A 14,112-nucleotide genomic window follows, 5' to 3' on the forward strand; every position below is an offset into this window, starting at 1 on the left:
CTTACTCGGATTGGACTTTCACCAACTAGCAATTAACGGCTTGCTGGGCACGCAGCAAAAAAGGCAGCTTAAAATGTAAGCTGCCTTTTTTATAAAGTTATTGAACTTGCACTTGTGGCTGACGTTTAAATTTAACACTAAAGAAAGTCAATGTTGCGGCAAGGAATAAAATAAAGAAGACAGCCATGAATCCAATATTCTCCCACATAAAACCAAAGTCACCTGTTGAAATAACTGCTCTAAATCCATAAATGGAATAAGTCATTGGCAAGTAATGATTAATATGCTGTAAGAAAGTCGGACTGAGTTCAATTGGATACGTCCCTGCACTGCCTGTAAGTTGTAAAATCAATAAAATAACAGCTAAGAAACGTCCTGGATTATCAAGAGCCGTCACCAGGAATTGAATAATCGCCATGAATGTCCAGCTGGTAATGATACTTAACATAATAAAGTAAGGAACACTCTTTACTTCAAGTCCTAGACCCAACATTAATATGGCATCCGCTAAGAGCGCCTGACCCAAGCCTACGGCTAAAACGACCCCGACTTTACCCATGAACCAGCTAAATCCATTTTTCGGTTCTCCTGCTGGCTGTAACAATGGAAAAATAACCGAAAGCATAAGTGCACCAACAAAAAGACTTAGCGATAAGAAATAAGGTGCCAATCCGCTCCCGTAATTTGGAACACTATTCATCTTCGTATCCTCAAGATGGACTGGTTTCGCGAACATATCATACACACTGTCATTGGCTTTGACATCACTGGCATCTTTCGCCCCGTCAGAAAGTTCATCACTCAATTCCTTCGAGCCATCTGCAAGTTTTGCCATACCACTGGTTAAATCCGATGACCCATCAGAAAGCTTATTCATTCCTGAACTTAAATCTTTTTCACCGCTATAAAGCGCTGTAGTACCTGAGGCTAATTGGGCCGCTCCCTGTGCAAGCTGATCCGTTCCATCCTGCAATTGCGTCGAGCCTGCAGCTAATTGCCCTAATCCGGTTGTTAAGCTGCTAGAGCCGCTCACAATTTGACTAAATCCGGTTTCTGCTTCATCGAGCTTAGAACCAAACTGTGCAAGCCCTTGTTTTAACTGTCCTTGACCATCTACTACCTGTTTCGCGCCGCCAGATAATTGGTTCAGTCCATCTCCCAATTTCGCTTGGCCTTGATTTAGCTCTGCAGCTCCTTCTGCTAAGCTATCAGAGCCATTCTTAATTTGGTCCGCACTGCTGGACAAGTTTCCGACACCAGCAGCGACCTGCTGACTGCCTTGCGATAATTGAGACAAACTGTCCTTTAAGGCGGTTAGTTTTGTCTTCTCCGTTGGGTCCGTCGTTTGATCTGCCATACTGCTTACTTGACTGAGTAATTGCTGCAGCCCACTACTTACAGAATCGGCGCCGGTCTTTGTTTGATCCGCTCCAGTCTTCCATTTTTCTAAAGAAGATGAGAGGTTTGAAGCTCCCTCTGCAAGCTTAGTTGAGCCATTTTCTAAAGCTGGTAAATTGGCGGCTGCCGAAGCTAACCCATCTGATACCTGCTTTGTACCTGCTTCAGCTTGGGTAGCACCGTCTAATAATTTAGTATTGGCATCTTTCATTTGCGTAAGTCCAGTGCTGAATTGCTCCAGTCCACTTTGAACTTGCTTGGACCCGGAAGAAGCAGAGATGACTCCATTTGAAAAAGCAACCGACTTTTCTGCCAGAACCTCAAGGTTTTCCTTGATTTTTTTGGCACCGGAGTCTACTGATTTGGAGCCATTTTCCAGTTTTACGGCACCGCTGCCGGCCGTTTTAATTCCATCTGCTAAGCTTTCACTGCCATCTTTGGCTTCGGTGATCCCGTTAGCAAGGTCCCCTGCCCCGTCACTTGCTTTCTTCAAGCCATCAGCGACATCTTTTAAATTGTCGAACATCGATTCCGCATATGTTTTCGTGACCGAACTAGACACTTCTTCTTTTATCTTTTCAATCGCTGAATCACCGATTTTCGATGATAAGTAGTTATTACCTTCATTAACTGTATAGATTAAATTGAGTTTCTCAGGATGATCGCTTTGTAGGGTTGTTGCATTTTTTGAAAAATCCTTTGGAATCTCAATCAATAAATAATAATCTTGGTCCTTTAACCCTTGTTTTGCCTTACTTGAACTAACAAAGTTAAAGTTAAAGCTATCCTTCTCTTTTAAATTCTTAACTAAATCCTTACCTATGGTAAGCTTTTCGCCGTTGTATTCGGCGCCCTGGTCGTTATTGACGATTGCCACAGGCATCCGGTCCAGATGGGCATACGGATCCCAAAAGGCCCATAGATAGGTCCCGCTGTAAAGCACCGGAATCGTCATTACACCAATAATGGCGATTAGTAATTTGCGGGTGCGAATAATTCGCATAAATTCGCTCTTTAAAGATGCGAAAGCTTTCATGTGATCCACCTCTCCAATATTTCTTTTCTACCCACACTGACCAATATCCCCATTTAGTCATTTTTATCTAAAAAAATAAGCTTTTTGAAAGCTTTTTTAACAAAATGACCATTTTAGTGTTTTGGTCATTTTTTACGACTGTTTTACTATAACACAGCTTATTTTTAGATTCAACAATCATTCTTCATAATAATTACGTTGTCTATTATAAAGGCTGCCGCATGCGGTGCCCCAAATTGGAAATAGTAACATTATCCGAGTAAAAAGTAGGAGGAAACAAAATGGACTTACAAACGGGAACTTATTACTGGCCGACCACCTTTACTGCCCCCCCGACATACCCTTCCTTACAAGAAGACCTTACTTGTGACGTATGTATTATAGGTGGTGGAAGTTCTGCTGCACAATGTGCCTATTATCTAGCTGATGCAGGCTTAGATGTCGTCGCCTTCGAAAAAAACACCATTGGCAGCGGCAGTACCAGTGCAAATACTGCATTGATTCAATATTCCGGTGAAAAAATGTTTACCGATCTCATCCATACATTTGGACAAAACTACATCGAACGTCATTTGCAATTATTAAAAGAAGCCATCAACGAAATAGAAAAAGCTTCGCAGGCTGCCGATATCGACAGTGAGTTTTTCCGTAGAGATACCCTTTATTCTGCTAGCAGCAAGGACGATGTTGCCAAACTAAAAAAGGAATATGATTTTTTAAAAGAACAAAACAGCAAGGTAGACTTTTGGAACAAGGAAGATATCGAAAGTAAGTACCCATTTAGCCGTGAGGCTGCCATCTATTCCTATAACGACGGAGAGCTGAACCCGTTCAAGTTTACTCATGCATTAGTTGACTATGCCGCCAAAAAAGGGGTGCGCATCTATGAAAAAACGGAGATGAATGGCCATCATTACGATACAGTGCAAAAACGCATGATTATCTCAACAAAAACAGGACATTCAATTTACGCTCGGCATGTAATTTTCACTGCTGGTTATGAAGGGATCGATATAAAGAGTGAGAAAAAGGCATCCTTTGTGAGTACATACACAGTTACTACAAATCCAGTCAATGATTTTTCAAGCTGGTATAACCGAACACTTCTTTGGGAGACAGCCCGTCCTTATTTATTTATGCGTACTACGGCTGACAACCGTATTATCATTGGTGGTCTCGATGAAAATACGACCTATCCCAACGATCGGGATAGTAAGTTAATAAATAAGAAGGAAAAGCTGATTGAAGAATTTAATAAGCAGTTCCCTGACATCCATGTAGTGCCTGAGTATTATCTGGCTGCCTTTTATGGGGGGACAGTAGACGGCCTGCCGATTATCGGAGTTTATGATGAATATCCTAACAGCTATTTCCTGTTTGCCTTTGGAGACAATGGCACCGTCTATAGTCAGCTGTTAGCCATGATAATAGCAGAAGACATCGTTAAAGGAAGCAGCCCAAATATGGAGTTGTATTTACAGAACCGACCGCTTTTAAAAAAGTAATCGCAGTTGGCAATGGAAGCAGGTTATCTCTCGGTTAATCCGTTTTACTGGCGCATAACTACGATTTACTCTCGGATAACCTTGCTTTACTCGCGCATAAAATTAGTTTACTCTCACATAACCCAAATTTACTGGCAGATAATAGGTTTTCGAGAATAACATAAAACAGGACCTGCTTACATCTTTATCAGGTCCTTTTACATGCTTATAATTTTCGAATGTTATTGCCTTCGGAAAATAATCATTCCAATAACACTAGGCACAATCATTAACAATCCCACGGTTAACGCCGGAAACGGCAGCTTTGAAGCAAACAGTGCTCCAAATTCTCCTAAAAATCCTCCTATTAAAAAAGGAATAGAACTAAGGGTTTTATTAGCGCCTTTCTTTGCATAATACCAAGCATCCCATATCGCATACACATAAAATCCTGGATAGAACAACATCCCATCATAAACAACCGTGTCTAACGCCTGCTGATGAAACCCATTAAGATCGAGTTGAATCGCTTTGTTTATTTTGCCACTTATGTTATCAAAATGCTCAATCGCAACAAAAATAACACCCTTAATAAACTGACGATTATATAGTTGGCCAAACCCTGGCATAAGGATCGAAAATAACGCTGCAATATTTCTCATGTAATGTTCCTTTAACTTCTTTATTCTCTTCCCTCGGGATGGTTATTATTTGTAAACTGCAACTAATTATCCTGCTTATTCCATAACAAAATACGATACAGTCCAGCATTCTTAATCGATATTATCTATTACTGTCCAGTAGTTGTTCAGGGACAAGCCGGCGAGAAGTCCTGTCTATGGGAAACCACAAAAAGGCTCCTAAAATTAGGACACCTTTCATCGTTCTTACATTCTATTTAACCTTTCAAGAATCCTTCTTTTCCGATAGAGCATACTGCCTGTTTCCGCAAGATCGTTGATCATTGACCGATTGGTAAATGCCCCAAAAATCATCCCGGCCACCGGGACCATTTGAAAAAGCTTTTTCCATCCAAACTGATCACGGTATGTATAGACTACTTCGCGCCAGCCTTGCAGCTGGGAAACCATTTCACCTGACCCGCTTCCTTCTGGTCGATCATAATTCGATAGCTCATTCAAAATCGCCTGTTTGCCAACAATATCCGCAGATGAAAACTGCAGGCATTTTACCATAAAAACCCGCTCTCTTTGATCATTCGGATCATAGCCATGAATAATCGCAATTTCCTGTAATGTTTTTAAAGAAATAGCCATTAAAGCCGGAATATCAATCGCCAGTGTAAAAATCCCGCCGATTCCAGTACTTGCCCCTTGAATGGCAGCCATTTTCTTCCTCTGTCCGGCAAGCTCCTCGCTTAATTTTTTCATAACCGAAAGCGGAATTTCCTTTATATCCGCCACATCATTTACCGGCGTTTGAACCTCTCTCTCTACTCTTTCAAAAATAGACTCTTTTTTAATCAAATAACTGCCGCCCGTTTGGATATAGGAACCTATTTCTTCAAGCAGATTCCCCACTTTGTTGTGGATGAATCGAGGTGTTATTTTATCTAAAAGCTTAAAAGGCAAACGTCCGAGACGCTCCCAAATCCATAAATCACTCTGTTCTTTTTCCCAGCTTTCTATGACAGAAAGCTCACCCGCTAATTCTTCTCTTGTTTCCATTTATACAGTTCACCCTCAATCATATCAAGATCCGTTAGTAAACATACGAAAACGAACCGATATGGTTTCAAATTCCCAAGAAAGGAGTTAACCTAATCGGAAAAGCCGCCTGATTATAAAAGGTTATAACCAACATGGTTCTTCAATAAAAGAAGGATCCCTAATTATGTCAAACCCTGGGATCCCTCTCTGGTATTATATAAATTATGATTGTATAACCGCTTGTTTGACTGCCTTTACTTCGTAGGCGCCTACCTCTACATTGAGAATATGTTCAGGTTTCGGTTTTCCCATTTTTGCTTTATGTCCAGCAATATGTGCATCACTTTTTTCCCACTGTTTCCAATATTGCTCCGATTCCCAACGGGTTAAGATGACAACTTCTTCTTCTCCGCGTCTCACCTTTTTTACCATGATGCTTTGGTCAACGAATCCCTCTTGTTCTTGAACGATTCCAGGTTTACTAAATTGATTTACTACAAGTTCTGCACTGCCCTCTGTAACTGAAATTTTTCTTAATTGAACGAACATTTTTATCCTCTCCCTATCAAGAAATTTTAGTTAGACTCATCCTTTTCTTTCTTATCATTAACTACAGGCTCTTCCTCACTTAACGAAGGATTCTGATCATCGTGGCATTTTTTCTTTTTCATTTCCATTACCTCACCCTCGTGAAGTTCAAATACTTGGATAAATTCGTTAATCACCATATCAATCGCTTTAAGTTCACCGACTAGAATTTGCTGGATAGATTGAAACTCTGGTGAATCTAACTGTTCCTTTAAGGTGCTGCGCTTAATGTTCATCATTTCTAAAAAGGCAATGGCCCTGCCCCGGCGGAATGTTTTTGCCCCGCCATGGTGATGGTCTTTTCGTCTATGCCCATGCCCATGTTCTGCGTCTCTCATTAGGATTCCTCCTTCACTTTTGTATACAAACGTATACAACTGTTATGTATTCAATTGTATACACTTAAAACCTTTATGTCAAGGCGGATAATAAGTTTGTCCTTTATATGTTAGCTGACATATCCCTGTGTCAATTGATTATTATATAAATTAGAATAAACTCCATTCTTCCGCAATAACTCCTCGTGCGACCCTTGTTCCACGATTTCCCCATTATTAATAACCAAAATCACGTCTGCCTCTCGAATCGTGCTAAGCCTGTGGGCAATGACAAAACTGGTTCTGCCCTTCATTAATGACTTCATCGCCTCTTGAATATGCAGCTCCGTTCGTGTGTCTACACTGCTGGTGGCTTCATCTAAAATCAGAATCGAAGGATTAGCAAGCACTGCCCTGGCAATGGTTAAAAGCTGCTTTTGTCCTTGGCTTAGATTACTCCCCTCTGCATTTAGTTCCGTATCATAACCCTTGGGCAGTTTTTTAATAAACGAATCGGCATTCGCGAGACGAGCGGCAGCTTCCACTTCTCGATCCGTGGCATGTAAACGTCCATAACGAATGTTTTCTCGGATTGTCCCTGAAAAAACATAGGCATCCTGAAGGACCAGTCCGATTTGTTTTCTTAAAAAGGTTTTTTCAAAATCTCTAATGTCTTCCCCGGCGATTCGAATTGTCCCAGATTGAATATCATAAAATCGCGTCAATAAATTAATAATCGTCGTTTTGCCTGCCCCTGTTGGTCCGACTAAAGCAATCATCTGACCAGGAAAGGCATGGAAGGACAGATTTTTAAGAACAACTGCATCCTCTGTATAACCAAAATGCACCTGATCAAAAAGGACGTCCCCGCTTATTTTCTTATCCGTTTCAGCTTCATTATTGCCTAATGTCTCTGATTCCAGGTCTAATACCTCAAACACACGCTCAGCTCCTGCAATCGCGGATTGCAGCAGATTATACTGATTGGCCAGTTGATTAATCGGCTGGCTGAATTGGTTGGAATAATTCAGGAAACTAACGATAATGCCAATCGTAATTAAGTCATGATAGGTAAATACGCCTCCGATCACAGCAATAAGGACGAAACTTAGATTACGCATCGCATTCATCAGCGGCCCCATCGAGCCGGAAATACTTTGAGCCTTTAACCCGACTATTCGCAGTCTTTCATTCATTTCCCTAAACTCTTCAATCGATTTGGCTTCGCGTCCAAAAACTTTGATCACTCGCAAACCGGAGATACTTTCTTGGACAAACCCATTCACTTCTCCCAAGCTCTTTTGCTGTTCTGAAAAATACTGACGTGTGTATTTTGTTATTTTTTTAGTAATCAACGCAATAAGCGGCACGATTAGGATCGTAATCAGTGTCATCCAAAGACTTAGACTGAGCATCATAACCACGCTGCCAACGAGCATAAACACACTTGAGATCAGTTGGACCACGGTTTGATTCAGTGTATTGGATACATTTTCAAGATCGTTCGTGGTTCGGCTCATCAATTCCCCATGTGTCCGCTGGTCAAAAAACGGAATCGGCAAATGCTGATATTTTTCAAAAAGATCCTGGCGCATCTCCTTAACGGTATTTTGCGCTAAACCCGAGGCAACATATTGCTGCAGCCAGGTGAAAGCAGCACCTAAAAGATAGATCCCTAGTAAACCTGAGCCCATTAACCAAAAACCATTTAATTGATGCGGAATAATATATTTATCGATTGTTTTTCCGATTAGAAAAGGTCCTAAAAGCGCGCAACAAGAGGTTAAAGCGGTACTGATCATGACAATCCATAACCCCTGGCGCTGCCGCTTTAGATAACTCCATATTTTGTAGAGTGTGACTTTGGCATTCTTTGACCTAACTTTCGGAACCTCCCCAGGGCGCGGACCGTGATGAGTCGTCTGAAAGAAGGTTGGATTTTTAGGATTAGCTTGATTGCTGCTGTTCGACATAATACTCCTCCTTCTCACCATACTGGGATTTATAGATATCTTGATAGACGTCACATGTCTCCATTAATTCTTGGTGGGTTCCTCTTCCCACAATCGTTCCGTCCTCCATCACAAGTATTTGATCGGCAGTTAGGACAGAGGAGATTTTCTGAGCAATTAAGATGGTGATGCTTTCGTTCATAATAGTGGTTAAGGAATCACGAAGCCGTTTTTCTGTTCCTAGGTCTAATGCGCTTGTACTGTCGTCCAAGATTAAAATCGGCGGCTTTATAAGCAGCGCCCGGGCGATCGCAAGCCTTTGCTTCTGACCGCCGGACAAATTGGCTCCCTTTTGGCCAACCATTGTTTCATAGCCGTTTGGCAGTTTACTGATAAAGTCATGCGCCTGGGCCATTTGGGCTGCCCGCACGATTTCTTCTTGTGTGGCATCGGCTTTTCCAAAGGCAATATTTGCTTTAATAGAACCAGTGAATAAAAAGGATTCTTGGAGAACCATGCCGATGGACTGTCTAAGCACCGATAGCGGCAGGTCGCGAATATCTTTTCCGTCTATCCTTATCGCTCCGGACGTGACTTCATATAACCTTGGAATTAACTGGACAAGCGTTGTCTTCCCAGAACCGGTGGACCCAATGATTGCTATCGTTTCTCCTTTGCCTGCCTCAAAGCTGACATCCCGAAGGACCAATTCCTCAGGTTTAACTGACCCGCCATATGAAAATCCAACTCTATCAAACCTCACATGTTTAGCAGGGATGATAGATTCACTCACAATTGGATTACTTTCAATCGTAGGTTTTGTTGTCATGACCTGTTGGATCCGTTTGGCTGATACATTGGCCTGTGATATATTCACAAGAACGGTGCTTACCATCATTAAGGAAGATAGGGCTTGTGCCACATAATTAATGAACGCCACTAAATCCCCCACCTGAACAGACTTCATCCAAACCAGGTTTCCACCATACATCAGGATAATAACCAGACATGTATTCATGATCAATGTCACGATCGGTGTATTCATAGCAATCACACGCGCAGCTTTTATGGCGGTTTGCGAGTAATCCCGGTTGGCCTTCCCGAATTGCTTCGTCTCATAATTAGACCTTACGAAGGCTTTTACTACTCGAATCCCTGCCAAATTTTCTTGTAATCGGCTGTTAACTGTATCGAGTTTTGTTTGGACATTGGAAAATAACGGATAAGAGAAACGAATAAGGACAATGAGCACAACAACAGAAACGAACAGTGTCCCCAGCAGGATGAGTCCCAACCGAAGATTAAGTAATAAGGACATAATGACGCTTCCTATTAATAATCCTGGCGTTCGTATGATGGATTGCATGAAGATTCTTAATAGATTTTGGACCTGAACGACATCGTTTGTCATCCGGGTAATTAACGACCCCGTCTTAAATGTATCCAGATTTTCAAAAGAGAAGGTTTGGATCTTAGTAAATAGAGCCTCCCTGAGGTCGGCGCCAAAATTCTGTGATGCACGGCTTGCAAAAATGTTGCACCCAGCCCCGCCTATTAATCCAAGCACCGCGGCCAAGACCATGATGGCACCTGTATGCAAGATGGTCTGCATATCCTGCTCTACGACACCTTCATTAACAATCTTCGCGGCAAGGGTGGGTTGAAGCAGATCAAAAAATACTTCAACCATCATAAAAAGGGGCGCAATGATAACTGATTTCCAATATGGTTTTATATAGTGCCTTAATCCCCACATGTTCTTGCTCCTTCCATTATTTTTTTAAAAAAGGCTACAGATGTCCAACAATCGCATACATTTGTATACATACAGCTTATAAAATTAAAACCAAAGCTGTCAACCTATTTTTAAAGTAATTTCCATTCTGCAAAAAAGCCAAAATAAAAAAGAGCTATACGCTCTTCACTGAAGGACCAATCAAATAATGTTTTTTGTCACCGTTACCTCTCTCCTTAAAAATGCCCAATTTTGAGGGGCAGGCAAACCGAGCTGCCAAAAGCTAGTTCCTACAATGCTGTAACTATCAATCAGCTTATATTTTTCAATATAGCTTCTAATATCCTCAAACCATACAATATGCTCTTTCGTGGCGACCCAATAACGGAACCATGGCGATTTAGCGGCAGGATCAAATTGAATAGGCTCGCCCGATGAGATGGCCTTATTTTGTGCCGCAAGGACGGATAACCCCTGTGTTGCATTGGTAGTGACGGCCTTGTCATAGCCATATAATGCGATGGCCATTAACAGTTTTTGCGGACTCACTTGGGAAATCGCGTACTTAAGCACTTGTTCTACCCATCCAATGGGTGCGATTGGCTGAGGCGGGCCGCCCGGGTAGCCATAATCCATCGTCATGACCGCCATTAGATCAACCGCTTTTCCAATAGCATCATAATCATAAGCCCCAACAATCCGGTTTGTCGGTAAATCCTCCGCTTTTGCGTGAACATTAACATTCAAAAGTAAATCCCCTAATTGCTGCTTTAATGCTTGTAAGAACAAAGTAAAATCATTTCGCCTTGCTGGAGGAATAAACTCAAGGTCAAGACTTACCCCTCCAAAACCTTTGCTGGTGGTGAGATTGACAATGCTTGTTGCTAAATTCTGCCGGTAAGCGGCATTTCCAAGGACACCGCCTGCCAGCTCTGCACTGAACCCGCTTGCTGTATAGTTTCGAATCATTAATAATGGAATAATATTTAATTGCTTGCATCTCGAAATAATTGCACTGTCGTCTATTTGACTAACGACTGTACCGTCAGAGGTAAATGTATAGTTTACGATCCCAACATAGGTCAGCTGTCCCGATAGTGAATTTAAGGCAGCAAGATTTGCTGTCGTCCCTGATGGAACTAAAAAGCCCAGCGTTTGAATGGCGAGCTTATTTGGTGAGGGAATGTTAATAACATGACCGCTTGGAAGTTGATTAATATTGATGCCTGGATTAGCAGAACGAATCGCGGATATTGTCGTGTTGAATAGTTTAGCTATTTCCCAAAGCACATCTCCTGCTTTGATTCGATAGGCACGAATTGGATGAGAATTGTCGGGAATATAAAGTGCCAGGCCTGGAACAAGGGACGTTGCAGATGATAACCCATTCACACTAACAATTGTTTGAATGGAAACATGATACCGGCTGGAAATGGACCACAGATTTTCTCCCGTTTCAACCACATGGACCGTCATAATCCTCACCCCTTCCATACCATCATATTAGCTTGTGGGAAGAATATACTTTGATAGGTAAAAGAAAAACGGACTTATGTCACAAGTCCGTTTTTCTTTGTCTATTATTTTGGAAGTGATTTGTTATTCTTTAGTAAGATTAGTTTCGCTGCTTTCCAGTTCTTTTTCGAGTTGTGCCACTCGTTCGTCTATCGTACTGCTAAAGAAAGAGGAATTCACCCTTTGCTCTAAACGGTCCAGATAGCTTTCAATTTCTTTGAATCTCGAAAAGGACTTCGAAGATGCATCCGCATCTAAAACCTGACTCATTTGCAGATTTGCACGAGTGACGTTTTCCCGGCCCATTAACTCCATTCGGCGGATCTCCATATCCTTAACTCTTCGTTTCATTTCTTCATACTTTCTTTCTAATTCACTTAACTGTCCGGTTGCTTGGGTAAGTGCAGTGTGCAGGTGCTGTGCCCGTTCGTCGTAATGCCTTTGCTCAGCTGCAGCAAATTGATATAACTCTTCTTCCCCTGCTCTTTGTGCCACATCCGCTTGGTGCTTTCTTTTTTCAGCAAGCTTTACGGCCTCACTATATTCCTTCGCAAACTCATCGCGCAATTGCACTTGACGTCCTACTAATTTACCGACCTTCTCGGTTTCCCGCTCACATTCGCGCAGGTATTGGTTAAGCATGGCAATAGGATTTTGATTTTCCTTTTTATTAAGAGCCTCATTTAAATCTGCAACAACGATATCCTTAATTCTAGTTAATAAGTTTGTCATGTTATTTCTCTCCTTTTAGAAAAATTATTTGTTCATTTCATTCCATTGCTTTTCAAAGTTTACAAATGGGTCATTCTTAGGTGCCTTTTTGGTTTTGCTTTTGTTCCATTCTTTATAAACAAGGAATAGTACATAGGCAGCACCTACTCCAATTAAAGCTGGAATGTGATGAAGAGTGGATGTGAGTACGATTAAACCAATGATGATCAACCCAACTTTCCAAGCAATGGAATCTGTTTTAAGAAACTGTTTAAAGATGAAATAAAGTAACACTAGGCTGACCAGTAATCCAACCATTGGACCAATGGAGTGCAGCAAGATCAGAGCCGCCAGCCCGCCGGCTAACAATAAACCAAACTTTTTCATTTTGTTTTCCTCCTTGAAATGTATTTCCTTATCTTGATTTCATCTTACCTTTTTTCTTTGTTTTCCATAATTGCGCTAGAGCTTGATTTTGGTATCAGACTTGAGGCGTAGCTGTTATCAGACTCGATGTATGTAAAGATGACTCCCCTGATGGGCGAGCTCTGGGGCGAAGACAGATAAAAGCATCAAACTTGAATGTATGGGCAGTTTTAGAGTGAAGTGGAAGGGACATTTAATAAAGAAAAGTATGTTATTGAATTCACCAAAATAGTGGAAGCGTCGATAGGATGTGGGATCTCTTGGTAAGGGCCTCTCAGAGTTTTGAGGTCTTTTATCTACTGTAAGCTCGTTTTCGATAGCCCTTCGGGAGTTATGGTGGCTTCTTATCTACTGTAGACTCGATTCGGCTGGCACTTCGGGAGTTATGAAGGCTTCTTATCTACCGTAGTATCGATTCGGCTTGACCTTTGGAAGTTATGAAGGCTTCTTATCTACCGTAGTATCGATTCGACTTGACCTTTGGGAGTTATGAAGGCCTCTTATCTACCGTAGTATCGATTCGACTTGACCTTTGGGAGTTATGAAGGCTTCTTATCTACCGTAGGCCCGATTCTACTCGCCCTTCGAGGGTTATGAATGGCAATCATGAAACTCTTCAAACAACCAAAAGAAGACAGTACAAAACATGTACTGTCTTCCTAAAAAAATATTTTATATATTAATAAGGAGTTTTAGCTCCTAGGTATCTAGTTTTCCAATAGGAAGAAGTCATATCAGAGATAACTACTCCTGTTGAGGCTGCACTGATAAATTTGTTGTTTCCTAAATAGATTCCAACATGGGATGGGCCCACTTTATAGGTTTGGAAGAAAACAAGGTCTCCGACACTTGGTGAGCTTACTGATGTAGTCGCATCCCATTGTGTTGCAGCAGTCCGTGGTAAGCTGATTCCCACTTTTTCAAATACGTATTTGGTATAGCCGCTGCAATCAAATCCCGCTGGTGTGTCTCCTGCCCATTTATAAGGAGTACCAATATATTTTTGTGCTTCAGCGATCACATTTTCAACAAGAGAAGCAGATGCTGCTGCCGGTTTTTGGGCTGCTTCAGTAGTTGCCGCAGGTTTTTGAGCTGCAGTAGAACTAGATGTTGCTGGTGCTGTCACCGGTGCTTTTTCTGTTGTTGTCTCACTTGATGCTGCTGGTGCAGTCGCTGGTGCTTTTGTTGTTTCACTTGATGCTGCAGGTGCAGTCGCTGGTGCTTTTGTTGTCTCACTTGATGCTGCTGGTGCAGTCGCTGGTGCTTTTGTTGTTTCACTT

At 41.7% G+C, this 14,112-nt stretch carries 12 protein-coding genes; 1 reads left to right on the top strand and 11 read right to left on the bottom strand.

What is annotated here, in order from left to right:
* Positions 1 to 97: 97 nt before the first annotated feature.
* Positions 98 to 2,434, bottom strand: coding sequence for a YhgE/Pip domain-containing protein (locus GXK58_RS21340; RefSeq protein ID WP_160725206.1), 2,337 nt, complete (start codon positions 2,432 to 2,434; stop codon positions 98 to 100).
* 281 nt (positions 2,435 to 2,715) lie between these two features.
* On the opposite strand from GXK58_RS21340, the gene GXK58_RS21345 reads away from it, so the two are divergent.
* The gene (locus GXK58_RS21345) at positions 2,716 to 3,939 is read left to right on the top strand and encodes an NAD(P)/FAD-dependent oxidoreductase (protein ID WP_160725207.1); all 1,224 of its coding nucleotides are present in this window, start codon (positions 2,716 to 2,718) and stop codon (positions 3,937 to 3,939) included.
* A gap of 221 nt (positions 3,940 to 4,160) precedes the next feature.
* Here GXK58_RS21345 and GXK58_RS21350 read toward each other — a convergent pair whose 3' ends face one another.
* The 10 genes from GXK58_RS21350 to GXK58_RS21395 form a co-directional block, all read right to left on the bottom strand.
* Positions 4,161 to 4,580, bottom strand: coding sequence for a hypothetical protein (locus GXK58_RS21350; RefSeq protein WP_160725208.1), 420 nt, complete (start codon positions 4,578 to 4,580; stop codon positions 4,161 to 4,163).
* Between the two features lie 225 nt (positions 4,581 to 4,805).
* Entirely contained in the window at positions 4,806 to 5,606 is an 801-nt protein-coding gene (locus tag GXK58_RS21355; RefSeq protein ID WP_160725209.1) for an EcsC family protein, read from the bottom strand.
* A gap of 204 nt (positions 5,607 to 5,810) precedes the next feature.
* The gene (locus GXK58_RS21360) at positions 5,811 to 6,137 is read right to left on the bottom strand and encodes an antibiotic biosynthesis monooxygenase (RefSeq protein WP_160725210.1); all 327 of its coding nucleotides are present in this window, start codon (positions 6,135 to 6,137) and stop codon (positions 5,811 to 5,813) included.
* A 26-nt stretch (positions 6,138 to 6,163) separates the two neighbouring features.
* Entirely contained in the window at positions 6,164 to 6,514 is a 351-nt protein-coding gene (locus GXK58_RS21365) for a hypothetical protein (RefSeq protein ID WP_237389740.1), read from the bottom strand.
* Between the two features lie 110 nt (positions 6,515 to 6,624).
* Entirely contained in the window at positions 6,625 to 8,466 is a 1,842-nt protein-coding gene (locus GXK58_RS21370) for an ABC transporter ATP-binding protein (RefSeq protein WP_160725211.1), read from the bottom strand.
* Positions 8,441 to 10,201, bottom strand: coding sequence for an ABC transporter ATP-binding protein (locus tag GXK58_RS21375; protein ID WP_160725212.1), 1,761 nt, complete (start codon positions 10,199 to 10,201; stop codon positions 8,441 to 8,443). The genes GXK58_RS21370 and GXK58_RS21375 overlap by 26 nt, the downstream gene beginning before the upstream one ends.
* Before the next feature lie 180 nt (positions 10,202 to 10,381).
* Positions 10,382 to 11,656: a glycosyl hydrolase family 18 protein gene (locus GXK58_RS21380; protein ID WP_160725213.1), complete on the bottom strand. Its 1,275-nt coding sequence runs from the start codon at positions 11,654 to 11,656 to the stop codon at positions 10,382 to 10,384.
* A gap of 123 nt (positions 11,657 to 11,779) precedes the next feature.
* Positions 11,780 to 12,427, bottom strand: a complete 648-nt coding sequence (locus tag GXK58_RS21385) for a PspA/IM30 family protein (RefSeq protein ID WP_160725214.1) — start codon at positions 12,425 to 12,427, stop codon at positions 11,780 to 11,782.
* A gap of 24 nt (positions 12,428 to 12,451) precedes the next feature.
* Positions 12,452 to 12,793 carry a lmo0954 family membrane protein gene (locus tag GXK58_RS21390; protein WP_160725215.1) on the bottom strand — a complete coding sequence of 114 codons (342 nt, stop codon included), beginning with the start codon at positions 12,791 to 12,793 and terminating at the stop codon, positions 12,452 to 12,454.
* Positions 12,794 to 13,511: 718 nt separating this feature from the next.
* A partial coding sequence (locus GXK58_RS21395) for a C40 family peptidase (RefSeq protein WP_202171426.1) occupies positions 13,512 to 14,112 on the bottom strand: 601 nt, incomplete at its 5' end.

This window comes from Bacillus sp. USDA818B3_A (genome assembly GCF_009928415.1).
Lineage (GTDB): Bacteria > Bacillota > Bacilli > Bacillales > Cytobacillaceae > Neobacillus.